The 26,466-nt window shown below is 71.8% G+C and carries 22 protein-coding genes; 4 read left to right on the top strand and 18 right to left on the bottom strand.

The window, feature by feature from the left end; translation table 11 throughout:
• The first annotated feature begins 105 nt into the window (after nt 1-105).
• Complete coding sequence (locus tag ACIPXM_RS29795) at nt 106-972, top strand: pyridine nucleotide-disulfide oxidoreductase (RefSeq protein ID WP_401661903.1); 867 nt, start codon at nt 106-108, stop codon at nt 970-972.
• On the opposite strand, the gene ACIPXM_RS29790 is transcribed toward ACIPXM_RS29795, so the two are convergent.
• From ACIPXM_RS29790 to ACIPXM_RS29775, 4 genes are all read right to left on the bottom strand, one after another.
• On the bottom strand, nt 954-2,573 hold the full coding sequence (locus ACIPXM_RS29790; RefSeq protein WP_401661770.1) for a hypothetical protein: 1,620 nt from the start codon (nt 2,571-2,573) through the stop codon (nt 954-956). The genes ACIPXM_RS29795 and ACIPXM_RS29790 overlap by 19 nt on opposite strands.
• A 125-nt stretch (nt 2,574-2,698) precedes the next feature.
• A complete protein-coding gene (locus ACIPXM_RS29785; RefSeq protein WP_401661767.1) occupies nt 2,699-4,219 on the bottom strand; it encodes a flotillin family protein in 1,521 nt (506 codons plus the stop codon).
• 145 nt (nt 4,220-4,364) lie between these two features.
• On the bottom strand, nt 4,365-4,886 hold the full coding sequence (locus tag ACIPXM_RS29780) for a hypothetical protein (RefSeq protein WP_401661764.1): 522 nt from the start codon (nt 4,884-4,886) through the stop codon (nt 4,365-4,367).
• Nucleotides 4,887-5,098: 212 nt separating this feature from the next.
• The gene (locus ACIPXM_RS29775; protein ID WP_401661762.1) at nt 5,099-6,187 is read right to left on the bottom strand and encodes a PucR family transcriptional regulator; all 1,089 of its coding nucleotides are present in this window, start codon (nt 6,185-6,187) and stop codon (nt 5,099-5,101) included.
• A 164-nt stretch (nt 6,188-6,351) separates the two neighbouring features.
• Here ACIPXM_RS29775 and ACIPXM_RS29770 point away from each other — a divergent pair, with 164 nt between their 5' ends.
• Nucleotides 6,352-6,693: a hypothetical protein gene (locus ACIPXM_RS29770; protein ID WP_401661759.1), complete on the top strand. Its 342-nt coding sequence runs from the start codon at nt 6,352-6,354 to the stop codon at nt 6,691-6,693.
• 72 nt (nt 6,694-6,765) lie between these two features.
• Here the strand turns inward: ACIPXM_RS29770 and ACIPXM_RS29765 are convergent, their stop codons facing one another.
• Complete coding sequence (locus ACIPXM_RS29765) at nt 6,766-7,386, bottom strand: DJ-1/PfpI family protein (protein WP_401661756.1); 621 nt, start codon at nt 7,384-7,386, stop codon at nt 6,766-6,768.
• 178 nt (nt 7,387-7,564) lie between these two features.
• Between ACIPXM_RS29765 and ACIPXM_RS29760 the strand changes: the two genes are divergently transcribed.
• Nucleotides 7,565-9,973: an NB-ARC domain-containing protein gene (locus tag ACIPXM_RS29760; protein ID WP_401661754.1), complete on the top strand. Its 2,409-nt coding sequence runs from the start codon at nt 7,565-7,567 to the stop codon at nt 9,971-9,973.
• Here the strand turns inward: ACIPXM_RS29760 and ACIPXM_RS29755 are convergent.
• The 5 genes from ACIPXM_RS29755 to ACIPXM_RS29735 form a co-directional block, all read right to left on the bottom strand.
• Nucleotides 9,895-11,721, bottom strand: coding sequence for a hypothetical protein (locus ACIPXM_RS29755; RefSeq protein ID WP_401661753.1), 1,827 nt, complete (start codon nt 11,719-11,721; stop codon nt 9,895-9,897). The two genes, ACIPXM_RS29760 and ACIPXM_RS29755, sit on opposite strands and share 79 nt — an antisense overlap.
• A 259-nt stretch (nt 11,722-11,980) precedes the next feature.
• Nucleotides 11,981-12,991 carry a hypothetical protein gene (locus ACIPXM_RS29750; RefSeq protein ID WP_401661750.1) on the bottom strand — a complete coding sequence of 337 codons (1,011 nt, stop codon included), beginning with the start codon at nt 12,989-12,991 and terminating at the stop codon, nt 11,981-11,983.
• Nucleotides 12,992-13,131: 140 nt separating this feature from the next.
• Nucleotides 13,132-13,614 (bottom strand): hypothetical protein, encoded by a 483-nt coding sequence (locus tag ACIPXM_RS29745; protein ID WP_401661747.1) that lies wholly within the window; start codon nt 13,612-13,614, stop codon nt 13,132-13,134.
• Between the two features lie 623 nt (nt 13,615-14,237).
• Nucleotides 14,238-14,993 (bottom strand): DUF6551 family protein, encoded by a 756-nt coding sequence (locus ACIPXM_RS29740; RefSeq protein WP_401661744.1) that lies wholly within the window; start codon nt 14,991-14,993, stop codon nt 14,238-14,240.
• Nucleotides 14,994-15,073: 80 nt separating this feature from the next.
• On the bottom strand, nt 15,074-15,967 hold the full coding sequence (locus ACIPXM_RS29735) for a ParB/RepB/Spo0J family partition protein (RefSeq protein ID WP_401661742.1): 894 nt from the start codon (nt 15,965-15,967) through the stop codon (nt 15,074-15,076).
• A gap of 390 nt (nt 15,968-16,357) precedes the next feature.
• On the opposite strand from ACIPXM_RS29735, the gene gltX reads away from it, so the two are divergent.
• Nucleotides 16,358-17,734 carry a glutamate--tRNA ligase gene (gene gltX, locus ACIPXM_RS29730; RefSeq protein WP_401661900.1) on the top strand — a complete coding sequence of 459 codons (1,377 nt, stop codon included), beginning with the start codon at nt 16,358-16,360 and terminating at the stop codon, nt 17,732-17,734.
• 7 nt (nt 17,735-17,741) lie between these two features.
• On the opposite strand, the gene ACIPXM_RS29725 is transcribed toward gltX, so the two are convergent.
• Genes ACIPXM_RS29725 through ACIPXM_RS29690 form a run of 8 tightly spaced genes read right to left on the bottom strand, consistent with a single transcriptional unit; the run spans nt 17,742 to nt 26,434 of the window.
• Complete coding sequence (locus tag ACIPXM_RS29725; RefSeq protein WP_401661740.1) at nt 17,742-18,728, bottom strand: glycosyltransferase; 987 nt, start codon at nt 18,726-18,728, stop codon at nt 17,742-17,744.
• Nucleotides 18,725-19,339: an HD domain-containing protein gene (locus tag ACIPXM_RS29720; RefSeq protein ID WP_401661737.1), complete on the bottom strand. Its 615-nt coding sequence runs from the start codon at nt 19,337-19,339 to the stop codon at nt 18,725-18,727. The genes ACIPXM_RS29725 and ACIPXM_RS29720 overlap by 4 nt, the downstream gene beginning before the upstream one ends.
• A gap of 5 nt (nt 19,340-19,344) precedes the next feature.
• Nucleotides 19,345-21,060, bottom strand: coding sequence for a carbamoyltransferase C-terminal domain-containing protein (locus ACIPXM_RS29715; protein WP_401661734.1), 1,716 nt, complete (start codon nt 21,058-21,060; stop codon nt 19,345-19,347).
• 23 nt (nt 21,061-21,083) lie between these two features.
• Nucleotides 21,084-21,881 (bottom strand): radical SAM protein, encoded by a 798-nt coding sequence (locus ACIPXM_RS29710; RefSeq protein ID WP_401661732.1) that lies wholly within the window; start codon nt 21,879-21,881, stop codon nt 21,084-21,086.
• 16 nt (nt 21,882-21,897) lie between these two features.
• Nucleotides 21,898-23,016, bottom strand: coding sequence for a hypothetical protein (locus tag ACIPXM_RS29705; RefSeq protein ID WP_401661729.1), 1,119 nt, complete (start codon nt 23,014-23,016; stop codon nt 21,898-21,900).
• A complete protein-coding gene (locus ACIPXM_RS29700; protein WP_401661726.1) occupies nt 23,016-24,125 on the bottom strand; it encodes a radical SAM protein in 1,110 nt (369 codons plus the stop codon). Before ACIPXM_RS29700 ends, ACIPXM_RS29705 begins: the two co-directional genes overlap by 1 nt.
• A gap of 3 nt (nt 24,126-24,128) precedes the next feature.
• Nucleotides 24,129-25,127: a D-2-hydroxyacid dehydrogenase gene (locus tag ACIPXM_RS29695; protein WP_401661724.1), complete on the bottom strand. Its 999-nt coding sequence runs from the start codon at nt 25,125-25,127 to the stop codon at nt 24,129-24,131.
• Nucleotides 25,124-26,434 carry a glycosyltransferase family 4 protein gene (locus ACIPXM_RS29690; protein WP_401661721.1) on the bottom strand — a complete coding sequence of 437 codons (1,311 nt, stop codon included), beginning with the start codon at nt 26,432-26,434 and terminating at the stop codon, nt 25,124-25,126. The genes ACIPXM_RS29695 and ACIPXM_RS29690 overlap by 4 nt, the downstream gene beginning before the upstream one ends.
• Between the last annotated feature and the right edge of the window lie 32 nt (nt 26,435-26,466).

Genomic DNA, 26,466 nt, shown 5'->3' with positions numbered 1-26,466 from the left:
GAATCCGAACCGGCATCGGAATCGGCATCGGAATCCGAACCGGAACCGGAATCCACCGACCTGCTCGTGCTCGGCGGCGGCCCCGCCGGGTGCGCCGCCGTGCGGATGGCGGCCGGGCTCGGGATGCGCACGGTCCTCGTCGAGCCGGACGCCCTGTGCCGCAACCTGCGGCGCATCCCCGCCCTGGAGAACGTGCTCGGCGGCCACACCAGCGGGATCGCGCTCGCCGAGGCCGTCGAGGCCGAGCTCACCGCCACCCCGTCCTGCCGTCTGCTGCTCGGCCGCCGGGCGGTCGGCCTGCGGGCCGGGGCCACCGGCGAGGGAGCCACCGACGAGCGGGTCACCGTCACCCTGGACGACGGGACCCGGCTGACCGCCCCGTACGCGGTCGTGGCCACCGGCGTCGGCCCGCAACAGCCGTCCGACGTGCCCTGGATCGACGCACCCGGCCGCCTCGAACTCCCGCCGCTGTGGCGGGCGGACGGGGCGGCGGCCGAGGGCCGCACCCTGCTGGTGCTCGGCGGCGACCGCCCGATCGGCACCTTCCTGCGCGCCCACCCGGAGACGGCGACCCGGCTGCTCGTGGCGTACCCGGCGGCCGACGCGTACAAGGTGGTGGAGATCGCCGACGACCCGCGCGTGACGCTGCTGCCGGTCGCGCGGGTGGCTCTCGCGCGGGTGGTCCTCGCGGGCGGCGGCGAGGGCTGGTCGGCCGAGCTGACGGGCCCGGACGGCACCCGCCGTACGGTCACGGTGGCGGCGGACGCCGCGTACGTCAGCATCGGCAACGCCCCGACCGCCCCGCCGGGCGACCTCGCCCACGGCCCCGACGGCTACTGCCCGCCGCCCGAGCAGCACCCCCGCGTCCTGATCGCGGGTGATCTGCGCTCGGCCCGCTACCAGCGGATCATGACGGCCATGGGTTCGGGCGCGGAGGCGGCGCTGCGCGCGTACTACGCGACGCGCTCGTAGAGCGTCACCCGCCGTCCGCGCGTCTCGGTGTCCGAGAGGGGGGTGAAGTACCGCTCCAGTACGGCGTACTTGACCCGGTCCCGTTCGCCCGCCGCGCCGCCGCGCGGTCCCGCGTCCGTGACGAGCACGATCCGGCGGCGGGCCAGCATCGCGGCCCGGATGCGGGCCGGGCTCGCCTCCACGCCCTTGAGGGTCGCGGACCGGGTCGGACTCGTGGCGAGCGCGAGGTCGGTGAGGCCGGTGAAGGCGTCGGGGGAGACCAGGCCGGTGTCCCGGCGGGCGGCGGGGACGTAGACCACACCGTCCCCGTCCCGCGCGACCCGCCGCACCTCGTCGGCCGCTGAGAGGACGTCGTCCACCCGGGCGGCCGGGGTCCGCGCGGCCAGCGCCCCCGGCAGCAGCGCGAGCCCGGCCGCCGTGAGCACGGCCGGGGTCAGCCAGCGGGCCGCCCGGGGGTGGCGCGGCCGGACGGCCCGTACCGCCGCGTCGGCCAGCGCGCCCAGGAGCAGCGCCAGACCCAGCTGGCTGAACAGCACATAGCGCTCCTGGAACACCGGCCGCACGAGCGAGAGCCCGATGAGCCCGAGCTGTGGCACGGCGAGCAGCGGCAGCCCGACGGCCGCCACCGACAGCCCCCGCCGGCCGGAGTCCGGTCCGAGAGAGCTTCGCGCCCCGGCCGCCCCGGCCGCCTCAGCCGCCTCAGCCGCCCCAGCCGCCCCGGCCGCCTCAGCCGCTCCGCCCGCTGGGCCCGCCCCGCGCGAGGCGAGTGCTCCGAGGGCGCCGATCACGAGCAGCACCGCGGGCCCGATCAGCTTCCCCGGCGTCAGCGGCGGGATCCAGTCGATCTGCCCGGACTGCCCCTGGCTGTAGCGGACCAGCGGCGCGACCCCGACGACGGCGACCCCCGCGACCGCCGCCCACCCCCGCCACACCGCGCGCCCGGGCCGCACCCACAGCAGGGTCACCAGATGCGCGGCGAGCAGCAGCAGCGACAGCCAGTTGAGCAGTCCGCAGAGCAGGACGGTCGTCCCGTACGCGAGCCACGGACCCCGACGCGGCTCGGGGCGGCCCAGCTCGCGCACGAGCAGCAGGGTGGCGACCGCCGCCCCCGCCGCGACCAGCGCGAACGACCGCCCCTCCTGGAGCTGGAACTGCACCGCGGGCAACAGCCCGAGCAGCAGCCCCGCCACCAGCCCGATCCGCGCCCCCGACCCTGCCCCTGTCCTTGCCCCTGTCCCTGTCCCGCCGAGCCGCTGCCCGAGGACGGTCACACAGCCCGCGGCGACCGCCGTGGCGAGCACCGACGGCAGCCGGAGGGTGCCGAGGCCGGGCCCGAAGGCCATGAACAGGCCGTGCATGAACAGGTAATGCACGCCGTGCACGACATCGCCGTGCTCAAGGAGCCGCAGGATGTCCCCGGTCGACCGCCGCGCCACCTCCCAGGTCACCGCCTCGTCCCGCCACATGCTGCGCTCCCGCGACAGCCCCCACGCGCCGAGCCCGAGGGTCCACACCACCGGGACGAGGAACAGCGGGGGACGGCGCGGGCGGCGTAACGGCATGGGGGTGTCCTGGGTCTGCGTACGCGTACATACGGTCATGCGTACATACGTACGGGGGCGGGGGCGGCACAAAGGCCCCTCCCGGGGGAGGGGCCCAAGTCCGGCCGGTTTATTGGCGCGTTGTGTGTGCCGTCGGGCGCCGGGCGCCGGGCGCCGGTCGGCGGTCAGTCGGTGATCTCGATCTTTCCGTGAGAGCCGTTCGCGGCTGCGGCCGGGGCGGCCTTCCCCGTGAGGCCCTGGAGCATCGTGGACAGGTCGACACCCGTGGTGGAGCTGAGGAGTTCCATGCCCTGGGCGACGTTGTCGGCGACCGTGCGGGGCAGCCGGCCGGCGCCGTCCGTGGAGATCACGGTCATCTTGTCGATGGCCGCGAGCGGTTCGGCGGCCTTGCCGACGACCTGCGGCAGCACCTCGACGAGCATCTGGAGCCGCGCCGCGTCCCCGTACCGCTCGAACGCCTCGGCCCGCTTGCGCATGGCCTCCGCCTCCGCCGTGCCCTTCGCGGCGATCGCGTCGGCCTCGGCGTCACCCTCCAGGCGCACCGCCTCGGCGATCGCGGCCCGGCGGGCCCGCTCGGCCTCACCGCGCTTGGCGCCCTCGATGGCCTCCGCCTCGGCCAGCGCCTGACGGCGCTGCTTCTCGCCCTCACCGGTCAGCCGGGAGCGCTCCGCCTCCGCCTCGGCGGCGGCGATCGCGGCCAGCCGCTCGGCCTCGGCCTGCTTCACCCGGGCGGTGCGCTGCGCCTCGGCCTGCTGCTCCGCCTCGTAGCGGCGGGCGTCGGCGGGCTTGCGGACCTCGGTGTCGAGCTGCCGGTCCGTCAGGGCGGCCTGCCGGGTGGCGACCTTCTCCTGCTCGGTGAGGATGTCCTGCTGGCGGGCGGCCTCGGCGAGCGGGCCCGCCGCGTTCGCCTGGGCGGCGGCCTCGTCCGTCTGCGCCTTGATCTCGGCCTGCTTCAGGTACAGGGTCCGCTGCGCGACGGCTATCTCCTCCTCCGCCTTCAGGCGCGCCTGCTCGGCGGCCCGCCGGGCGACGGCCTCGGCGATGTCCGCCTCCTGCTTGGCCCGGGCGGCCTCGGGGCGGCCCAGGTCCTCCAGGTAGGAGCCCTCGGTGGTGATGTCCTGGATCTGGAACGCGTCGAGCACCAGGCCCTGCCCGGACAGGCTGGCCTCCGCCTCCTCCGCGACCTGCCCGGCGAACGCCGCACGGTCCCGGATGATGTCCTCCACCGACATCCGGCCCACGATCGAGCGCAGCGCGCCGGAGAGCACTTCCTGGGTGAAGCCGACGATGCCCTGCTGCTGCATCAGGAAACGCTGGGCGGCGGCCCTGATGGAGTCCTCGGTGCCGCCGACCTTGACGATCGCGACACCCTCCAGGTTCGCCTTCACACCGCGCAGCGTGACGGCGCCGCGGACCGCGATCGGGATGTGGCGGCTCGACAGGTCGAGGCTGAACTTCTGCTGCACGAACGGCACGACGAAGACTCCGCCGCCCACGACGACCTTCTGACCGCTGTTGTCGGTGTAGACGCGGCCGGTGTCTGGATCGGTGGTCTTCTTGCCGCGACGGCCGGTGATGATGAACGCCTCACTGGGACCGGCGACCTTGTAGCGCGTGACGACGACGAGACCGAGCAGGACGAACAGGACGACGACGCCGACGACGGCGATGAGAACAGGGCTCATGACGAGACCCCCTTTGGTCGAGAAGAAGGTTGATCGAGAAGAACGTTGGTCGAGAAGAGCGGAAGAAGAGCGGAAGAAGAGTGCGCGGGGCGCGGGGCGTGAGGCGCGGGGTGGGGGACGGCGGCCCGGTTCTGGGCGCCGGGCCTCAGCGGTCGACCGCGCGGACGGCGACCGAGGTGGGCGAGAGCACGGCCTCGACCCACACCTCCGCGCCGTGCGGCACCGGGCCGGTGGCCCGTGCCGCGTACTTCACCGGCTGGCCGCCGAGGTACAGGAGCACCTCGCCGTAGCCGCCGCCGGCCGGGATCGCGGTGACCACGGAGCCGGAACTGCCGGTCAGATCACCGCTGCGCGGTGCGGGTGCGGCGTCGTCGCGCATCAGCGCCCGGCTGGCCTTCCAGGTCAGCCAGGCCACGACGACCCCCGCCGCCGCCCCCGCACCGGTGGCGGCACCGGCCCCCGCACCGGTGACCCCCGTGGTGATCGCCCCGGTGAACCCGAGGGCCGACACGAATCCGGCGATCACCGGCAACGACAGAAGCCCGTCCAGTCCCCCGAGCATTCCCCCGAACAGTCCCTCCAGGGCCCCCTCCCACACCCCGTCCAGGACCAGGCTCAGGACGAGCAGCACGAGCCCGACGATGCCGAGACCGAGAAACCACGTCATGTCCCCGTCCCTTCGGGCGTGCTGTGCCATCTGCCGTCGAGACGATCGTGCCACCGGGGGGTACGCGTTTTCATTGCCGGACTCCGGCAGTCTTTACGCGTTCTTGATGCCGGGCAGGGCTGCGAAGTCCCGACTCCCGGCGCGGAGCCACCGGGACGCCGGGTCGCGGAGACGCCGGGTCGCCGGGTCGCGGGCCCGGCGACCGTCCCGCGTCAGAGCTCGGCGTCCGGCCAGCCGAGCAGGCGGGCGCCGATGACGGCGGTCTGCAAGGTGTAGCGCTGCGTGGGGTCGCCGGGGTCCGCGCCGGTCAGCCGGTGGATGCGGTCGAGCCGGTACGTCATGGCCCGCACGCTCAGGGCCAGCCGGCGGGCCGCCTCGGTGGTGACGCACCCGGCGTCGAAGTACGCGGTGAGGGTGTCGAGCAGCGGCCGGGCGCCGCCCCGGGCGCCACGCAGCGGATCGAGCACCGTCCGCACCAGATCGGCCATCGCCTGCCGGTCCCGCAGCAGCACCGGGAACACCATCAGGTCGGCGGCGTACAGGACCGGCCCGTCCAGGTTCATCCGGCCCGCCAGGTCGAGGGCGTTGAGGGCTTCCTCGTACGAGTGAACGACGCCGCCCGCACCGGCATGCGGGCGCCCGATCGCGACGAGGCCGCCGTCGGTCGCCGCGTACGCCCGCTTGGCGAAGTGGCTGAGCACCTCGGGCTCGTCGGCGGGCGCGATGCAGATCAGCCGCCCGTCCTTGGTGGTGAGCAGGATCCGGCGGGCGCCGAACCGGGCGAGCAACGATGCCTCCACGTCCCGGGAGACCGGGAACCCGTCCCCGTACGGCTCCGGGCCCTGCGCCACGGCCACGGCGTGCGCGTGCGACAGGAGCAGCCCGAACCGCTCGGCCCGCTGCGCGAGCCGCCCGAGGTCGCTCCGCCCGTACAGCAGGTCGTCGATGAACTCCCGCCGCATCGCCTCTTCCTGACGGACCGCCAGGCGCTGGGCCCGCTCGTGCCCGGCAGCGAACGCGTCGACCGCCTGCTCGACGGCGGCCAGCACGTGCCGCTGCCGCTCCCGGGGCAGCTCGCCCTGCACCTCGCGCGCGGCGGACAGCTGGGCCCGCACCAGCTCGCGCAGCCCGATCCCGGCCTCGGCCGCCCGCTCGCCCCGGTCGCGCAGCCCGTCCAGCTCGGCGCGGGTCAGCCGCCGCCCGGTGGCGCACACGGTGGACAGGATCTCGGCGTACCCGTCGAGGTACCCCTCGCCGCCGCCGCTCTCCCGGCCCCGGCCGCGTCCCTGCTCCCGCTCCATCGCTCCTCGCCCGTCGTCGACCGACTGTCGAACACCACATTGTCCCAGCCGACCGGCGGGGGTGCTCCCGACCTTCGGCCGGTGCCGGGACGACGCCCCCGCGGCCTTTCATGGGAGCGCACCACCCAGCACCACTCGCACTCTCGATTCAGGAAAACCGCACCATGAAGATCTCTTCCCGCGTTCCCTCCCGCGTTCCCTTTCTCCTCCACTCCCTCGTTCCCTCCCGCGTCCACGCCGTCGGTCTGACCGTCGCCGCGCTCGCCGCCACCCCGCTCCTCGCCCTCGCCGCCGCTTCCCCGGCCGCCGCGGGCGCCTGTGACATGGGCGGCGGTGTGGGCGGCAGCTGCAGCTCCCGGTTCGAGCCGACCGCCTCCAACTGCGAGGGGATCTACGGCTACCTGCGGTCCCACGGCGGCAACCTCGGCAAGATGAACAGCACCTTCCAGACCGAGTGGCGCCAGTGCGCCGCGGGCCCGATCGCGGGCGGCTTCGGCAAGGGCTGACGGGAGCCGTCCCGCGCCGCACCGACCCGCCGGTCCCGGACGTAGCGGGGAGCGCCCAACGGGTCCGGCGGGTCAGTGCGGCGCGGGGAGGGCGCTGATGGCGCCGATGGCGTGGAACGCGCGGGCGACGGTCGCGTCGTTCCCGCCGACCGGCGCCACGTAGTCGAGGACGTCGCGCGCCGCGTCCGTCCCCAGCGTCCGGGCGATCACCCAGGCCCCCAGGTACTGCGACGACAGGCACCCGCCCGCCGTGGCGATGCCGCCCTCCTCGTGGAACGGCTCGTCGAGCACCTCGATCCCGTACTCCGCCAGGTACGGACGGGTCTTCCGATCCGTGCACGCGGGCATCCCGGCGAGCAGCCCGAGCCGCGCGAGCACCAGCGCGCCGGAACACTGCGCGCCGATCAGCTGCCGGGCCGGATCGAGCGCGCCCGCGAACCGCGCGACGAGCCCGTCGTCCGCGACCACCTCGCGGGTCCGTACGCCGCTGCCGACCAGGACCACATCGGCCTCGGCCACGAACTCCATGGGCCGCTGGCCGCCGACCTCGACGCCGTTCATCGAGGTGACGCGGGGTGTGGGCGTGGTGATGAAGGCTTCGAGACCGTCCGCGCGGCAGCGGTTGATCAGCGCCGACGCGATGAAGCTGTCGAGCTCGTTGAACCCGTCGAAGGTGACCACGGCGACCTGCATCGGCGTACTCCTCGTCGTCCTCGTCGTCCTCGTCGTCCTTATGACGTCGTCCTCGGGACCAGCCTCGCCGCCGGGCGCCACCCTGGCCAGGGCCAATCCCCCCGCAATGGCCGGTCGGCTCCAGTACGGTGTCGGAGACCTGAGCTGACCTGGTCGGTGTTCGCGGAGGTGGTGTCCCATGGGCGATCAGCACGAACCGCACGAACCGCATGAGCCGGACCAGCCGGGTGGACCGGAACAGCCGTCCTCGGACGTGGTGCCCGATCCCCGTACCGAGGTCAGCAACAGCGCCACCGGTGAGGGCCCGATCACCCAGGCGGGTGTCGTGCACGGCGACATCACCGTCAACTACCACGCGGCGCCGTCGCCCGAGGGCCCGGCGGCCCTCCTGAAGCACCGCCCCGACCAGGTGCCGCGCCCGCCCGTCTGCTTCGTCGACCGGCACGCCCCGCTCGCCGCACTTGACGAACTCGTCGCCGCGACGGCCGGCACGTCCGGCTGCCCGATCGGCGTCTTCAACGGACTGCCGGGCATCGGCAAGTCCGCCGCCGTGAGCCAGTGGGCGCACCGCAACCAGCACCAGTTCCCGGGCGGCGAGCTGTTCGTCGACTTCGCCGGGCTGCGCCCGGGCGGCGCCGTGGGAACCATCGGTACGGGATCGGGTACGGGATCGGGCACCGGCCCGGGTGCGGGATCGGGCACCGGCCCGGGTGCGGGCTCGGCCTCCGCAGCGGTACCCGCACCCGCACCGGGCGGCGACGTGTCGGAGGCGCTCGGGCAGGTGCTCAGGTCCCTCGGGGTCCTCGACGCGTTCCTGCCCGCCGCGGTGGCCGACCGGACCACCCTCTTCCGCACCCTGTCCGCCGAGCGGGGCGCGATGCTGGTGGTCCTGGACGACGTCACCCAGCGGGCCCAGGTCATGAGCCTGGTGCCGCAGGGGGCCGGCAGCGTGCTGCTCGCGACCAGCGCACGGCGGCTCGGCGAGCTGGCGCTCGACGACGTGGCCCTGCTCCAGCTCGACGTCCTCGACCGGGACAGCGCCCTCGAACTCCTCGTCGCGCTCTGCGGGCAGCACCGGATCGACGCCGAACCCGACGCCGCCCGGCGCCTGGTGGAGCTGTGCGCGGGCCTGCCGATCGCGCTCCGGCTCTGCGCCGCCCGCCTGATCACCCGCCGCCGCCTGACCGTCGGCGCCCTCGTCGCCGAACTCTCCGACGAACAGAGCCGCCTGAGCCGTATCTCCGTGTCCTCCGCCCCAGAGGAGCGCACCATGTCCGCCGCTCTCGAACTGGCCTACCGCGACCTCCCCGAGGCCGCCGCCCGGATGTACCGCGCGCTCGGCCATGTGCCGGGCCCCAGCTTCGACGCCGAGGTGGCGGCGGTGGCCGCCGACATCACCCCGGCGGACGCCGACGAACTCCTCGCCGTCCTCGACGACGCCAGCCTCCTCACCGTCCTGCCCGACGGGCGCCACGGCCTGCACAGCCTGGTCCGGCTGCACGCGCGCGCGACGTCGTCGGCGTACGACCCGGCCGGGACCGACCGGGAGACGGTCGGCCGGATCCTCGACCACTACCGCCGCCAGGTGGTACTGGCGGACCTCGCCGTCCGCGAGGACCGGCTGCGGATCCTCGACCCGGCGCAGGCCGCGGGGCCGGAGACGCTCTCCGGCCGGTTCGGTGAGGGTTTCGGCGAGGGTTTCGGTGAGGGTGGGGAAGCGGACCGGAAGGCGGCCCGGAAGGCGGCGGCGCTGGCCTGGCTGGAGGCGGAGCGGACGAACGTGCTCGCCGTGCTGCGGGCCGGGGTCGTGCTGGGTTTCGACCGCCGGGTCTGGGAGACGGCGGAGTCGTTCACGGTCCTGTTCCTCCACCACCGCCACCTCGCCGAGTGGCGCGAGTCGCTGGAACTGGGCATCGACGCGGCCGTGCGCGATGGCGCCGGTGCCGCCGAGGCCAGGCTGCGCAGCCTGCTGTCCCGGCCGCTGCTCGACCTCGGGCAGGACGAACGGGCCGCCGAACAGCTCGGCCTCGCCGAGCGTCTCGCGGTCGAGTCGGGGCACGTCGTGCTCCAGGCGTCGGTGCAGGAGTTCCTCGGCCGCTACTGGGACCGGCACGACCCGGCGCGGGCGATCGACGCCTACCGGGCGTCCCTCGCGCTCAACGCCGAGGCGGGCGAGGCCAGGGGAGAGGCACTGGCCCGGTACTTCCTCGGCTGCGCCCAGCGGGCGACCGGTGAGCCGCACCGGGCGCTGACCACGCTCGTACAGGCGCATGCCGAACTGCTCACCCTGAACGACGCGCGGATGGCGGCCAGAACCCTCGCCGACATCGGCAGGACCCGGGCGCTGCTCGGCGACCGGGCGGCGGCGACCGCCGACCTGACCCGGGCGGTCGACCTCTTGAAGCAGGCCGACGCGTCCCACTACAAGGCGCGGGCCCTGGAGGACCTGGCGGACCTCCGGACGGACCCGGCGGAGGTCAGGGACGCGCTGCGCCGGGCGCTGGAGATCTACGAGGCGGGCGGCAGCCCGCGCGCGTCCGTGGTGCTCGCCCGGCTGACCGACTCGGCCGGACCCGCCAGGGACTGAGCGGTCGGTCGTACGGTCAGCTCCCGGCGCCGCTCACCGACCTGGAGCACGGCGGTGGCGCCCGGCACGGGTACACCGTGCCGGAGCAGGGCGTAGACGAGGGCGGCGCCGAGCCCGGGTTCGAGGGGTTCGGGCCCGCCGCCGACACGGAAGACCGATGTCGTACGACGCCCGCGCACGGCGACGACACACTCACCGTCACCGTCACCGTCACCGGGCAGGGCGGCGATCAGGGCGCCCGGGTGGTCGGCGAGCAGCCGTTCCAGGGTGTCGGCGGCCGTTCCGCCGTCGGACCAGATGACGGAGGCGCTCTCGGCCATCCGGGTGTCGGGTTCGTCGAGGTGGCAGGCGAGGTGCCCGTACGTGGCCGGGCCGCCGTCCGGCACCGGCCCAGCGGTCTCCGCGGTCTCGGCGGTCTCCACGATCTCCGGGGCGAGGAGGGCCGGCAACCGGCGTACTCGTACGACGAGGGTCCCCGTGGCGTCCCGCTCGACCACGACCCGCACCTGGAGGGCGGTGGCGCGGTGGGTCGCGGGTGGCGGCGGGGGGAGGGCCAGCGGGCCGCGCGGGGCGCCCGTGGCGGCGGTGGACTTGTGGGGCGGGAGGTCGAGGAGCTGGTACGCCAGGTCGCGCAGCCGGGAGGTGGCGGCGCCGGGCTCGGCGAAGGCGGCCTCGGTGACGGCCGCGAACCGGTCGGTACGGTGCCCGGTCAGGGCGGTGTGGAGCTGCGCGGCGAGCGGCCGGTCGGGGTGCAGCGGGTCGGCGGCCGAACGGAGGGCGTGGCCGGCCGTCCCGGGCACGGCCTCGGAACCGAAGGCGCCGAGCAGCACGGGCCGCCCGAGCGCGGCCCCGTACAGGGTGACGGACCCGTGGTCGCCGATGACCAGGTCGGCGGCGACCAGGGCCTGCTGCCAGCCGTCGGTGGGGTCGACCAGGACCAGCCCGGCGTCGAGGGCGGACCGCTGGATGACCCGCACCTGGAAGGTGCCGTGGGCGGACCAGACGTTCGGGTGAAGCACGAGGGCGACCCGGAACTCGTCGACGGGCAGCTGCGCGAGCAGGTCCCCGGGCAGCGCGGGCCACCGCCCGGCCAGCGACTCGCCGCCCCAGGTCGAACTGACCAGGACGAGCCGCTGCCCGGCGCGCACACCGAGCGCAGCCCGGTAGCCGTCCCGCCGCCGGGGCCCGGCGCTGACCCGCAGCCGGTCCAGACACGGATCCCCGACCAGCACCGTCCGCCCCACCGTCCCGGGGTGCGCGGCGCCCAGCTGCGCGGCCTGATCCGGATGCGACACGGCGAGCCAGGCCCGGCGCGCGGCCAGCAGCTCATCGGGCACGAGCCCGGAGAGCCGGGTCCCGGCGCCCTCGGAATCGGGCACCAGCTTGTGGAAGCCGACCCCGTGCGGCAGCACGAGCACGGGGTAGTCGCCCGGCGGGACCTTGATGTTCTCGGAGGCGGAGATCAACAGGTCGGGGGAGACCTCGGGGAGCTGCGACCAGGGCATGGTGCGGCAGCCGCGGGCCCTGAGGAGGTCGAGGACGCCGTCACTGAAGGCGGAGGTCGGGTCGTACGCGAAGACCACGGTGACGCGCGGGTCGTCGCGGAAGAGGTCGGGGACGACATCGAGGACGCGTACGAGCGAGGTGACGGTCCTGGCGGCCACGACGAGCGTCCGCTCGCCCTCGAAGGTCCGCCAGCGCCCGGCATCGGGTCCTACCGGAACGAGGATGCGTCCGTCGGATTCCATGGTGCACCTCCGCCTGACGGCAGGATCGCACATCCCCTCATCCCCGGCTCCCGGCTCCCGGCTCCCGGCTCCCGGCTCCCGGCTCCCGGCTCCCGGCGATTTAGCATAATCATTCGGGCTTGGCAACCGGCCCACCGCCTTCTCTCCGGTGGAGAGGCTACTGTCCGCCCCCTCGATCGACCAACGCGCGACCAATGCGCGACGGACGCACGGCGGGCGCCCGCCAAGCGGGCGACCCGCCAGGGTCCATGGCGAACCGTCAGTTCGAGGGTCCGTCGCGCCGCCACGGCTGCCACCACCGCCGCCGCCCGGCAGGCCGCGCCGCCGTGCCCGACCGGCCGAGAGCGGGCGCTTCGGCCTCCCTCGACCTCGGCAGGAACAGCTCAAGGCGCACCCGCTCGGCGGCCACCACCTCCTGCTGCTCGTTGTATCCGACGGTCAGCGAGAAGTCGTGGAAGGCGGAGCGGTCCGAGGCGATCGCGACGAGGAAGCGGTCGGCCTCGCCGCTGCGGATGAACTGGGAGAGGGGCACCGCGACGCGGTAGTCACGGCCGGTGGCGGGAAGGACCGTCGAGTACCGGTGAGCGGGCGGCAGGTAGCCCCCGATCCTGGGCCGGCCGTCGTCGGTCAGGCCCAGGCACCCCCGTACCGGGTTCGCCGCGCGGACCGGAGCGCCGTCCGGGCCCGGGTGGGTGTATTCGAGCCGCCCCACGAGGAATGCCTCGCCCCGCCAGGCGAAGGGGCCGAGTGCGGCGTCCAGGAGCGCCCGGTTCGGGGCCGGATACCGCGCCTGGCCGACCGCGCTTCTGACCGCCACCGGGTCGGCGCCGCAGGCGCGCAGCGCGTCGGCCATCGGCCACTGCTCCTCGGGTCGCCCGCCCGGACCCTCGCCCTGGACGAGATCGGCGGAGCGCAGCACGAACGGACCGCCGACCGGCCGGGCCGACGGTTCGGGGGAGGCGTGGAGTGTGAACGTGAGGGTGCAGTCGTCCAGCTGCCCCCAGCCGTCGTTCTGGAGAGCGACGGCCATGCTGCGGCCGAGGACGATCGGGACGGCCCGCAGGTCCGGCTCGGAGGAGCTGACGTGGAGGACCGCCTCGTGGAGCAGCACCGCCTCCGCGGTGTTGTTGACCACCTTGACGTCCAGGACCGGCCACCGGTGGGACCCGGGGGCGCCTTCCAGCGGTCCGCCCGCGCGCAGGCGGTCCAGGTAGTCGTCGGACGGGCGGATCTCGCGGCCCCGCGCCGGTCCCGACATCTCGTAGGCCATCGTGAACAGGGGAGCCCCGTCCGGGGTGATGCCCAGGACCACGGTCGGCCGGGCGGGCCCGGGTGGGTCGGACGCGAGGTGGATGCCACCGTGGACCGTGGTGGCGTTGATGATGACGGGGCCGGTTGTCCCGGAGCGGTTCAGCCCTGTGTCCGCTCCGGCGGGGGAGGGGGGTTGATCACGGCGCCCCCGTTGATCACCCCGGCCGCGATCGAGCCCGGCATGCTGTGGAAGGTGATGTCACCGCCCGCGGACAGACCGCCGTCGCCGCTGGAGGTGCCGCTGCCGCCGGGCGGGGTGCCGCCGAGCAGTGCCCGCAACTCCTCCGCCGCCCGCTCGCGCTGGACGGCGTCCCGTACCGCTTCCAGCGCGTCCGCGAACCGGACCCGCCAGAGGGCCTCGTGATGCGCGGCGACCTCGGCGAGCTGGTCGGGCGCCGCCGCTCCGAGCGACCGCGCGGTCTCGTCCAGGAGCTCGAGCTCGCCCGGCACCCGCGAGTCGTCCGAGCGGCCGAGCCATCCGGCGACCCGTTCCCTGGTGCCGGTCCAGGCGTCGGTGGCGGCGGCCTGCACCACCGCCGTACCCCCGGCGGCGGCCAACGCCGCCAAAGCCTCCGTCAGCATCCGTCCCCCTTCGAGCCGTCCGATCGACTGTTCACGGACGGATCATAGGACGGCCTGCTTCGCCAACTCCCGTTCCCTGTCTCGTGGTTGGCGACTGATGGCTGATCGTCGATGGCTGGCGGTCTGAAGCCCGGGTCGCGGGCGGCGGGTGCCGGGAGACGGTCGGCCTCAGCGGCGGCACCGAGCCATCGCTTCCCGAATCCGAATCCCGAATCCACGAGGGAACGAAGAGAGCGCGGGGCCGGATTCACCCGGACAGATCCAGCCATCCGAGTGGTTGTCCCGGCGCCCCCGCCACCGTCCGAAAAGAGCCATCGACCAGCAAAAAGACCCTCCCGAAGGAGGGTCCCGGTACTGCGCCCCCGGCAGGACTCGAACCTGCGGCCAAGTGCTTAGAAGGCACTTGGTGGGTGGGGATGTGGGGCGGCTCTGAACTGTGGGAATAGGCCCAGATGCCTGCCACTCTCCGGAAGATCGGGCGTTTTCGGGACGATGAGGTGTCTAGCTGAGCGCCGGTGGCAACCGACTCGACGTGCGTAGGTCCCAGCCACCCCGTGGCTGGGACCTACGTTGCGCTGTGCGGTTGATGCGATGGCGAGCGCGGAGCGTGGGAGACTCCTGCTCTACGAGGGAAGCAGATGTTCGTCGAGGCTGGGCGCCGATCGGGCGGCGGGCGGCCCCCAGGTTCGGAGGCGGTTGCTGCGGCGCCCCGTGTTGTAGATGACCCTGATGACCTGGTCGACGCCTTGCGTTACCGTGCACCCGGTGGCAGTTCGGAATCCCCGTCCCTTGCCCAGCAAGCTCGACACGCCGCCGTCGTGGCCAGCCAACTTCTTGACGAGTGAAGGCACGTTGACGTTCGGGGAGTCGTTCAAGACGGATGCCAGACCTTGGAGAACGTTCGCGTTGACTGCCTCTGGCGTGTGCCCCCAAGCGTTTGTGGCGACTGAAAGAGTCAGACGCAGGGTCGCTCCTGGGTGGTGGGACGAGCGGTAGATGGCGCTCAAGGCGGAGACTGCGTGGATGCTGGCTGCGGCGCCGTCCGACACGGACCAGCCGAACTCCTTCGCGATCTGCTTAATCTCCAGCGCCTCTGGCCGACCCGCTGTTACTTCCGCCAGGAACTTGTACATGGGGGCGACGCGGCGATTGTCGTTGAGACCCAGGAAAAGCTCCGCTTCCTCGCCCAGCGTCAGCCCTCGGAAGACTTTCATGTGGATCTTTTGGCCGCCTACGCCTGCCTTCGTTGACAGTGCGCCGCGATTCTGGCCGTCAAGCCATACGATCGTCCCGTCGGAGCGCATTGAGACGGTTGGAACTCCCACCCGATTTTCATCGTATCCAGCCTTGAGCTTTCGGGAGACCCATGCTGTGTCCACCGGCCTCGTGTTAACTCGTGAATCCGTAGTTACAGCGTCCGGTGCGATCAGTTCTACGCTTGCGGTGTGCGGATAGTTCTTCATCGAGTCCCTCCGGGAAGGCTTCTGAGCATCTGGCGGATCATTTTCTGGCTCTGCTTGAGTTGCTTCATCATGTGTTCGGCGTCCTCGCCTGTGGGGAGATTCTGATACATGAGACTTTCGAGTCCGGTCAGCGCCCCAGAGATGATGTCTACGCCCTTTCTGAACTCGGCTGACGTCCTCCGGCGAGGATGGGATGGATTCATGCTTTCGATAGTTCCGGGTTGATAGGGGATGACCCTCTCGTTAGGGGTTCTCTTGCCCTTCGGGAGTTCGATATCGAGTAGAGATCCGGGAACGTCTCCGTGATGGCTGAGGGTGTGGTGAAGATGTTCGATGACCCGACTTGGCGAGTGCTCCTCGGCGGGGGCATCGATTGCCTGCAGCATCAGCTTTAGGGCCTGGCGAGCTCTGATCGAGTTCGCGTCCGGAGCCGTGTCCCTTTCGTTTGCCTTGGCTAGTGTGGAGCGAAGGCGCCAAAGGGTTCGCGAGGAAAATCCGATGGACGGTGCAACATGTTTGTCGTGAGAGAAGCTCTGGTGGGAGAACTCTGCTGGTCGAGGTAGGGATCCGATCAGCAATGCCAGTTCGAGTCGTTCCCTGGAGTTCATGGGAATCGCGTACATCGAATCGGGGGTTGTGACGTGCTCTCCAAGTTCCGAGCATGCTTCCAGGACGTCGCTCGGGAAGCAAACTCGAACCATGCGCATTCCGGATTCTTTACAGGCGTAGTACCGGCGATTCCCGCTGATGATTTCGAAGCTTGCCGGGTTTACCATCAACGGCTCTCGTAGTCCGAGGCTCTTGTAAGAGACGACCAAGGGTCGAATGTTGCGAGTGCGGGCCGTCTGCGGTGCCGGCTTGATGTCGTCGAGCTTGATCGTCTTATTCATCGATAGTATCTTCCGCGAACCGGCTGGATGAACCTTCGGTGATGCGGGAGACTATTCATATGTGCCTGGAGTTTCAAGGCGGCTCATATCTGGAGGGTGTCTCTCTCGGTTTGTAGCTCGATTGGCGGGGTTGTATTAGTGATTCTTCTACTGGTGGTGAGTGCTTCAGATTATTAATTGCCGCACCGTGGAAACGTTTCCCCGGCTTACTCTCTAGCGGATACGCCTATGTGATCGGTGAGTGGGCTCGGGCTTGTGCGTCCTGCTTGGGCGCAATCTGCTTGGTCGCAGGCAGGGAAGCGGGTGTATGGGGCCTCGGCGGTCGGTACTCTGGTGGGCATGTCTCCCACCGCCCCTGTTCGCGTTCGTTTCGCCCCGTCCCCGACCGGCATGTTCCATGTCGGTGGTGCGCGGTCCGCTCTCTATAACTGGGCCGTGGCGCGACAGTCCGGCGGCACGTTCGTCCTGCGGATCGAGGACACCGACGCGGCCCGGAACCAGCCGGAGTGGATCGACGGGATCATCAACGCGCTCGCGGCGATCGGCATCCACGGCGAGGACGCGGCCTTCGAAGGGCCGTACTTTCAGTCGCACAACGCCGACCGGCACCGTGAGGCGGGTCTGCAGCTTTTCGTGGCCGGGCGGGCGTACTACTGCGACTGCACCCGGGACCAGCTGAAGGAGCGCACCGGGTCGGATCACCTCGGGTACGACGGCTTCTGCCGGGAGCGGGGGCTGGCCTTCGAGGAGGGTCGGGCGCTGCGGTTCCGGACGCCGGATGAGGGCGAGACCGTCGTGGTCGACCTCATTCGTGGGGAGCCGGCGTTCCCGAACAGTGCGATCGAGGACTTCGTGATCGCCCGCGGTGACGGGTCTCCGGTCTTCCTGATCGCGAACGTCGTCGACGACCTGGACGAGGGAATCACGCAGGTCGTCCGTGGTGAGGAGCACCTGTCGAACACGCCGAAGCAGCAGCTGCTGTGGGAGGCGCTCGGCGCGAAGCCGCCGGTGTGGGCGCATCTGCCAGTGATCGTGAACGAGAAGCGGCAGAAGCTGTCCAAGCGCCGTGACAAGGTCGCGCTGGAGGACTACCTCGCCGAGGGCTTCCTGCCCGAGGCGATGGTGAACTACCTCATGCTCCTCGGCTGGGGCCCTGGTGACGACCGCGAGATCATGCCTTACGAGGAGCTGGAGCAGCTCTTCCGGATCGAGGACGTCAACACCGCGCCGGCGTTCTTCGACGTGAAGAAGCTGACGGCGTTCAACGGCGACTACATCCGGGCCCTGGCGCCGGAGCAGTTTGCCGCCGCCTGTGCCCCGTGGCTCGTCGCCCCATACGCGCCGTGGGCCCCGGAGGCGTTCGACACGGACCTGTTCGAGGTGGCGGCCCCGCTGGCGCAGACCCGACTGGCCCTGCTGTCGGAAATCACCAACTACGTGGACTTCCTGTTCCTCGACGAGCCGGTCGAGGACGAGGCGTCGTGGAACAAGGCGATGAAGGCCAGCGCCGGCGACATCCTGTCCGACGCCCGTGCCGAGCTGGCCACCGTCGCGGAGTGGAAGGCGGACGACCTGAAGGCCGTGATCCTCGCCGTCGGCGAGAAGCACGGTCTCAAGCTGGGCAAGGCCCAGGCGCCCATCCGGGTCGCGGTCACCGGCCGCACGATCGGACTCCCGCTGTTCGAGTCCATGGAGCTGCTCGGCCGGGACCGCGTGCTGGCCCGTCTGGACGCGGCGGCCAAGAAGCTGGCCGCCGCGGACGCGTAGCTGCCGGTCAGGCGACCTTCGCGAGAAGGTCGCCCCAGGCGTTGCCGAAGTAGTTCAGATCGAACCGGGCCAGGGCCTCGTACGCTGCCTTGGCCTCGGTCTGGCGTGCCGTCGAGCGTTCCCGGACCTGCGCCGGAAGGCAGCCGAGGTCCGGGGCTGGCTGGCCGGTCAGCGCGGCGAGGTCGCCCAGGCCGGCCACCGGACGGATCAGGCAGGGCATGCCGAGGAGCAGGGCCTCGGCCGCGCAGCGGCTCCATCCCTCCCGCATACGCGGGAGGAAGAGGCCGACGTCGCATGCGCAGAGCAGCCGCAGGTACCGCTCACGGTCGACGTCGTAGTGGGCACCGTCGAAGCCGATGGTGTTGCTGCCGCTCGTGATCACCCGCAGCTCGGGGTTGCTGGCCAGGGCTGCCGAGACCTCCTCGGTTCCCTTCCAGTGCACGGCCTTGCCCGCGTACACGCCGATCACGTCCGGCGACAGACCGAACTCCGCGCGGCACTCGGTCCGGTCGAAGCCGCGGGCCCGCTCGACCTCCGTCATGTCGAAGGCGTTGTAGATCACCCGTACGTTGCCCACACCTCGGGCCCGGAGGAAGTCGGCCCAGTAGGGGGCGACGCAGACCACGGCGGCACACTGGGGCAGTACGCGGAACAGGTGCTCCCAGAGCATGGCCTCGACGGGGGCGGAGTCGTGCTGCAACGGCTCGTAATGGTGGAGGAGGAACACCGTGCGGGCCCGCATCTCGGGCGTGAAGAGCAACAGGCTCAGGTCGTCCCACACGAAGGTGCCGTTGGCGCTGTCGAGCGCCCGGACCGTCGGTGCCAGACGGGCGAGGTGGCGCAGCTTGCGCCAGCGGCGGACGCGGTAGGTGCGCTTGTGGTCCGGGACCGTGCGCCATTCCACGTCGTCGGCCGTCGCCTCGTGGAGCATCCGTAGGTAGACCCGGCCGCCGGTCCGGCCGACCGGCTCCATCGAGTAGACGACCCGCTTCACGGACGCACCTCCTGTTGGTGCCGGACGTACTCGGCGCGGAGCAGCGAACGCATGGCTTCCAGGTGGGGGCTGCGGCCGCGGGCGGCGTCGGCGAGCGGGAGGTAGAAGTCCTCCAGGCTCCGGAGGAACCGTCGGCGCCGGTCGGCGTTGGGCGAGGCGGCGACATCGCGCAGATTGTGGACGCGGTCGGCGAGCCGGACGAGGAGGTCCTCGGGAGGGAGCGCGGCCTGCTTGAAGCGCCAGCGGGTCTCGTCGCCGGCGGCTTTGGGGCGCCGTTCGAGGCGGTGGTCGGCCGTCATCGCACGCAGGCGGCCGGTGAACGGGCCGCCGAGGTGCTGGACGAGCAGCGCCTCCGATTCGGGGGCAACCTCCAATGCGTCATGGAGGAGGGCGACGAGCAGGGTCTCGACGTGGCTGACCCTGATCTCCGTGGCGAGCAGCGTGATGATGGTGAGCGGATGTTCCAGATAGGGGGTGCCCTGATCGCGGGTGTGGCCGTCGTAGATGGTGAGGGCGAGGGCGCCGGCGACGCGGGCACGGGACTGCTCGTCCGTGCTCCACGCGGCGGCGCCGAGCACGGACAGGACGTGGTCCAGGTCGATGCGGTTCATCCGACTCACCTCGTACGAGAAGTCGTAGCGCGGGGGTCGGGCACGTGGTCGGCGAGGAGCAGGGTCTCGCCGACCGCCAAGGCGTCAAGGCCCAAAACGTCAGTGGCTGACACTGCCTGCCCGGCGGTCCGCAGGATCGGGGTGCCCTTGCAGTTGAAGGAGGTGTTCAGCAGCAGCGGGAGACCGGTGCGGTTGTGGAACTGCTCCAGGAGCTCGCGCAGGCCCTGGTGGTCGGCGGCTACGGACTGGACGCGGGCGGTGCCGTCGTGATGGGTGACCGCGGCGATGCGGTCCGCTCGGCATCGGCGGACGCGGGCGACACGGTTCATGAAGGGGTCGCCTGCCGACATGAACCACTTCGTGGCGTGCTCGGTGAGGACGGCCGGGGCGAAGGGGCGGTAGGTGGCTCGCTTCTTGATCGTGTTGAGCCGGTCTCGCGTGGCGGCGTGGCCGGGGTGGGCGAGGATCGAGCGATGCCCGAGGGCTCGCGGGCCGAATTCGAGCTGTCCCTGCACCCAGCCGACGATGTGGTGATCGGCGAGCAGCGCGGCCACCGCGGGCGCCAGCCCCGGCCCCAGGCCGGTCAGGGCGCGGTACCCGGACGGCACCCGCGTCGCCGGCAGCGAGCCCGGGTGTGGGCCCCAGGCCGCGTCGGTCGGCTCCGGAAGGCGCTCCTGCCCGAGCTGGTAGTGCCAGCCGTACAGCGCGGCACCGACTGCGGTGCCGGCGTCGTGCGGGGCCGGGGCCACGAAGAGAGTGTCGAAGCCGCTGTCGGCTGCCAGCTGGCCGTTCAGGTGGGAGTTCAGGGCGCACCCGCCCGAGAACACCAACGCCGAGGCCCTCGTGAGCCGTTGCAGGTGGCGGGCGATGTGGACGACCGATTCGGCGAAGACCTCCTGGACGGCCGCGGCCAGGTCGGCCCGCTCGTGCTCCGGCTGCTCCGCGATGTTGTCGGCGGTCCAGACGCGGCCACCGAGCGGCAGCGGTGTGCTGCTGTCCGCCGAGCCCCAGGGAGGAACGATGCGGACCTCGCCGTCGTCACCGAGCCGGACCAGCTCGCGGACCTGCGCTCCGTAGCGCTGGGGATCGCCGAAGGCCGCGAGCGCCATCATGCTGCCCTCCGGCTCGTCGCCCGGCAGGATCACCCGCCGAGCGAGGTTTCGGTAGAAGTGCCCGAGGGAGGAATGGACGCGCCGGGGTCCGGCCGGGCTGGGCACGACGGTCGGCATGCCCTGGTGGAGGCGGTCGATGCGATCGGGCCGCAGTTCGTACCCGGTGATGCGCTCGCGTCCCGGGCCGAAGTCGGAGCCGAGGGAGGAGCCGCCGGCGTCGATGACGAGGCCCGCCGCGTGCTCGTGGCCGGAGAGCAGGTAGCCGGAGAGCACGTGGGCTGTGTGGTGGGAGAGGAGACGGAGGTGTTCGCCGAGCGGGGCGGGCAGGAGAGCGGCGAGTTCGTCTCGCTCCTCGGCCAGCCACCAGCCGGCGGCCGGGTTGGGACGCATGGAGGCGGCCCAGACGGCGTCGACGTCCTGCGGTGCGAGGCCGGCAGCCTCCAGGCACCACTGGAGCGCGCGGGTCGGGGCGGTGAGCGTGCCCTTACGGGCGGGGTGGTTGTGCTTGACACCGCTCCAGCGTTCCTCCTCGGCCGCGTAAAGGCGGCCGTCGACGACTAAGGCGGCGCTGGTGTCGTGATGAAAGTTCAGTCCGAGGACTGCGGACATGGTCGTGTACCTCCGGTCTGGGGTCAGACGGTGAGGGCCGGGGAGGGGAGGAGGGCGGCGCCGGAGTCGGTGTACTCGTGGCAGCGCAGGCAGAACCGGAAGTGTTGGCCTCGGGGCTCGAACACCTTGGCCGCGAAGTCCTCGTCCCAGATGCTGAATTCGCTGTCGTCCTTCGCCATGGCGTTGAAGCAGCGGTAGCAGGAACCGTCCATCTCGATCATCAGGTGCTGGTCGAGGTAGCGGTCGCAGATGCCGCGCAGCTCGTTCGTCGGCTGGCCGACGTCGACGTGGTGCACGTGGTTGGTGACGTGGGTGGCGCCGTACGTGTCGCACAGCCTCGCGAGCTGCGCGAGACGGGTGGAACTGATGCCCTCCAGGACGCTGTTGACGACCACGGTCTTGCCGGCCTCGCGGAGACGGGGCACGACGGCGTGGACCTCGTCGTAGTTCTCGTGCTCGTCGTCGCAGCCGATGAGGACCTGGTCGTACGAGCGGAGGGTGGCCTCCATGATCCGCTCGTTGCGGGCCAAGGTGATGGCGTTCGTGCCCAGGACCATGACCTTGTCCGGCAGGCGGGTGCGGGCCGTCTCGCTGAGGGCGGGGAAGTCCCGGTGCACGGTGGGCTCGCCGCCGTTGATGTGAAGCTGCTGGAAGGGGATGGTCTCCAGCCGGGCCAGGATGGTCGAGAACAGCTCCTGGGACATGTTCTCGCCCTGGGCGCCGTCGGCGAAGATGCAGAAGTCGCAGGACCGGTTGCACTTTGTCGTGATCTTGATCTTCGCCGTCTTCAGGGCGCGGGGCAGGGGCGCACGCGCGGGCATGGCGGGACTCCTTGTGTCAGGGGTGGACGTCACCGGGGGCGAGGCTGAGGAAGTCCTGCACGGTGGACTTCTGCCGGTGCCAGAGCGAGAGGGTCGTGCGCAGGCTGTCGGCGGTGGTCGGTCCGGTGGGGATCAGCGCCGCCATCCGAGCGGCCAGACGCTGGGCGGGGGTGGCTTTGTCTGCCGCGAGCGTGTTCAGGGTCTGTGCGGCTGCTCGGAGCTCCTTCGCCTCGCGCCGGATCAGGTACTCGGTCGCGACACCGGGCGGCGGGGCGAGGTAGTACAGCCAGCGGGCGACGCGTACACGGAGCATTCCGGCAGTCATCACCCAGTCGGTACGGACGTCCTTGTCGCACCGGCCGGCGGGGCGGTTCGCGTCGGGGACGCGGCGCATCGCCGACTCCAGGGCGACGTGGGCTGTGCGGAGTAGGTGACGCGGATTCAGCGGACGGGCATCGGGTCGATCTTCGGCGTGCCCGAGGAACAGTTCGGCGTACCCGTCCAGCCCGTCCGGCCGCCACTGGGTGAGGGCGGCAGTCTTGCCGGGACAGCGGGTCCGTGTCGCGAGCGCGGCTGCGGCGAACCAGCACGGGGCGAGGTAGTGCCACGCCACGCAGTGGCGCCGGTACGCGGCGATGTCCTCCACCACGTTGTCGGTGCTGTCCGCCGCCAGCTCGTACCGGCCGCCCAGCCGCCCCTGGAGGATTCCCCGGTAGAACCGCTCGTCGACCTCGCACCACGGCGCCATCTGGGCCCGGGACTTCCAGCGCTGGAAGTCCCGGGCGCTCCCGCTCATCAGCGACCAGGTCGCCAGCTCGGGCGCGGAGACGAGCCGCCCGTCCGCCTCGGCCACGGTGAACGCGAAGCCGGGCGGATGCTCCAGGAGGCGTCGGTGGGGGACCTTCCGGCTGACCGCGGCGGCGTGCGCGGCGGCCAGCCGGTGGTTCCACTCCTCCCAGTCCGCCGGGGGCCGGGGGAGGAGAACTCGCACGTCGATGTCGGAGTGGGGAGCCAGCAGGTCGGTCGGCTGCCACTTGTGGGTGAGCATCACCGCACCGACGCCGTGGGCGTCCAGCTCGCGTTCGTACAGCGCTCCGAGTCCCGAGTAGAAGGGCGGAGCTTCGACCACCGCCATCAGCGATCCCTCGTGGAGGCGCGGGTGCAGACGGGCTGTGCCGCGTCCGTGGTCAGGAGCGGGAGCAGGGGCAGGACCGGGGTGCCTTCGGGGCGCTCCAACCGGTCCCAGCGCAGGTCGTAGTCGACGTAGTGGAAGCCCTGCCAGGCGTCGTTGGTGTTGCGGTCGAGCATGGACTGGAAGAGGTGGGCGAAAGCGTCGCCGAGAGTGCCTTCGGCGAGGTGGGGCCTCAAAGGGATGTCGCGGTTGTGGAGGATGCACGGGCGGGCCACACCGGTGGGTGTGATCTTGATGCGGTTGGCGTCGGAGCAGGTGGCGCAGCTGGAGTTGGAGATGAAGCCGATCGAGCCCGCCCAACCGTCGGGGCGGAGGTACTGCCCGGGGCTGCGGACGCCGAGTTCGTCCCTGCGGACCTCGCCGGCGTTCGCGAACCACTCGTGGAGACGGTCTCGGACCTCCGCCTCGCTGATGAACTCGGTGTCGAAGAGCGCCTGCGCAGGGCCGATGTTCTGGAGTTCGATCAGCCGGACGGCGACGGGCAGGTCGCGGGCGAGTTCGGCCACGGCGAAGGCGTCGTCCAGGTAGGTGCGCTGGAGGACGCAGTTGATTTTCACGCGCAGGCCGAGGGAGAGGGCGGTGTCGAGGGTGCGCCGGGTGATGCGCGGGTCGCCGCCGCCCATGATCTCGGCGGACCGGGCGGGGTCGAGGCTGTGGAGGCTGAGGTTGAGGTACGTCAGGCCGGCGCGGTGGAGCTTCTCGACGCTCAAGCCGCGGCGCAGGTTGCCGTGGCTGGTCATGCCGATCGCGGCGTCGGGACCGAGGCCGTCGGCGAGCCCCGCGATCACGTCGAGGATGTCCGCTCGCAGAGTCGGCTCACCGCCGGAGCAGTGCGCCTTCCTGATCTTCCAGGCACCGGCCTCGGCGGCGATGGCCGCGTAGTCGGAGGCGGTCAGGGGACGGTCCTTGTGCCCGTAGTCCGGCATGCAGCGGGGCTTGCAGAACACGCAGGCCAGGTTGCAGAGCGAGTTCAGGGTGAAGGCCAGGTAGGGGTGGTTGCGGCCGGTCGCAGCGAAGGCGGCGGCCAGGTCGCGCTGGGGTGCGGTGGGCATCGGTCAGCCTCCTACGAAGGGAAAGCGGGCAGCGGGCACCTCGGCCAGGCCGTTGAGCGGCTGGTCGGTGAGGTAGCAACGCAGGTTGTCGGCGAAGAACGCGACCGCCTCGTTCATGTACGTGCGGCTGAGCGTGGAGCTCTTCGGCGTGAGGACGACTCGGGGGTGGAGCCGCAGGGGATGGCGGGCGGGCAGCGGCTTCGGGTCGAAGACGTCCAGGGCGGCGCCTCGAAGGCGGCCGGCGTTGAGGGCGGCCAGGAGAGCCGCCTGGTCGACGGTCGCGGCGCGGCCGAGGTTGAGGAATAGGGACCTGGGCTTGAACGCCGTGAAGAGACCGCGGTCGAAGAAGCGGTCCGTGGTCCGGGTGGCGGGCAGCAGATCGACCACGACGTCGGCGACGGAGACCGCTTGGTGAGCCGCCGACGGGTGCATCCACGTGATCCCACCTGCGGCAGTCACCGGCGGCGTCCGACGTACGCCGATGACGTCCATTCCGAAGGCGCGGGCCGCACGGGCGAGGTGTTCTCCGATGCTGCCGCAGCCGACGATGGTCATCGTCGCCCCTCCCAGGTCGAAGAACTCCTCCGCCAGGTCGTCCTTCCACCAGGTCCGGTTCCGCTGGGCGAGCTGGCTCATGAACAACCCGCGGGAGAAGCCCAGGACCATCCCCATGGCGTGCTCAGCCATGGGTCTGCCGTGGAACCCGGACGAGCGGGTCAGAGCCACCCCGACGGAGTGGGCCTCGGCGACGGGCAGATGGTCGGTGCCGGCGGCCGGGGACGCGATCCACCTCAGATGAGGCGCACCGAACAGCCACGACGGCTTGAACGTCCAGCCGAAATAGACGTGCGCCTCGGCCAGCTGGTGCGGCACGGACTCCTCGCTCGCCGTACGGAACTCGACACCGGGGAAGGCGGCGGACAGCGCCCGCTCGTGCTCGCTGGACAGCCGCCAGAAGGAGTGCGGGGACTCCAGGCTGATCAACACCACCGGCTGGTTCATCGCGTTCGGCCCTCCGCGTTGGACGCCGGCACCAGAGCCCAAGGGGCGAGGCGTTCGATGACGGAGCCGATGCTGGCTTCGTAGTCGTGGCGCGAGCGCACCAGGGCCGCCCCGGCGCTCCGGAGCCGGTCGCGTTCGCGGGGCAGGACAGTCAGGGCGCGGTGGAGCGCGGAGGCCAGGGACCTGGCGTCGCGTGGTGCGGCGGTGAAGCCGGTCTCGCCCTCGACGACGGTCTGGGCCAGCCCGCCGGCGGTGGTCGCCACCACCGGGCCCGCTCCAGCTGCGAACGCCTCCAGGGGGATGCGCCCGAAGGGCTCCTCTCGGGAAGGAACGACGACCGCCCGCAGGGCAGGGTTGTGCAGCCAGGCGCGGATCGCGGGGGTGAAGCGCGTGATCAGAGTCGCGTCCAGGCCGTACGCGCGGATGCGCGCCGCCAGGTCCTCCTGGTACGAGGTAGGGCGCTCGTGGTCGTCCGAGGTCACGGCCGCCAGCACCAGGTGCGGGGCGCGGACCCCGCGCTCCTTGAGGAGGTGCAGCGCCTCCAGGAGGTCATCGAAGCCCTTCGTCGGCACGGCACGGCCCATGGCGAGAAGGAATCCGGCGCGGGCCTTGAAGGGCAGGGGCGGCGCGCTCGTCGGCCGGGCCATCTCCTCCTGGATCAGCCCGTTCGGGACGCTCACGATGCTTCCCCGAGGAACGGCGTAGCTGACGACGAGGTGGCCCCGCATGTGGGAGGAGATGGCGCCGATCCGCCCGCCTCGGACGGTCGCCGCCCGCAGGGCGTCCCGCTCCCAGCGGACGCGGGACATGTCCTTGGGCCGCGTCAGCGCAGTCGTCGAGCGGGGTACGAGCAGCAGATCCGTGGTCGGCGACGTGTAGGGGGCCAGCCCGAGGAACGGGATGTCGAGGCCGATGAGAAGGCACCGGCTCGCGTGGTCGGCGATGCGTACGGCCGCCTCGCCTGCCAGATCGCACAGCTGCACGGAGCCGTGGATCGAGTCCGGCGCCGCCTGGACCTCCGGGATCGTGATGACGTCGGCCTCGGCATGTCGCAGCATCTGCTGGACCTCGCCAGCCCACCGTCGGTCGTGCGCTCCTGCCGTCTCCGGCACGTGCGGCGTGATCACGACAAGGCGGCCCGGTGGCAGCAGGCGGGCCAGCGCCGTGAGGAAGGCGCGATTGCTGAAGCCGGTGCCTGACGCAGCGCCGTAGAAGCCCTCGTGGAGGGCGACAACAACACGGGGCCGGCGGACCACCTCCGGTATGGCCGTGGGCGGGGGTGGTGGAGTCGCATGGTCGATGCGCACCGTGTGGTGCCTCCTTCGAAGACGGGATATCG

Source organism: Streptomyces sp. NPDC090025, assembly GCF_044748125.1.
GTDB lineage: Bacteria > Actinomycetota > Actinomycetes > Streptomycetales > Streptomycetaceae > Streptomyces.
Note: the sequence above shows the minus strand (reverse complement) of the source record. Positions and strands in the feature narration are given on the sequence as shown.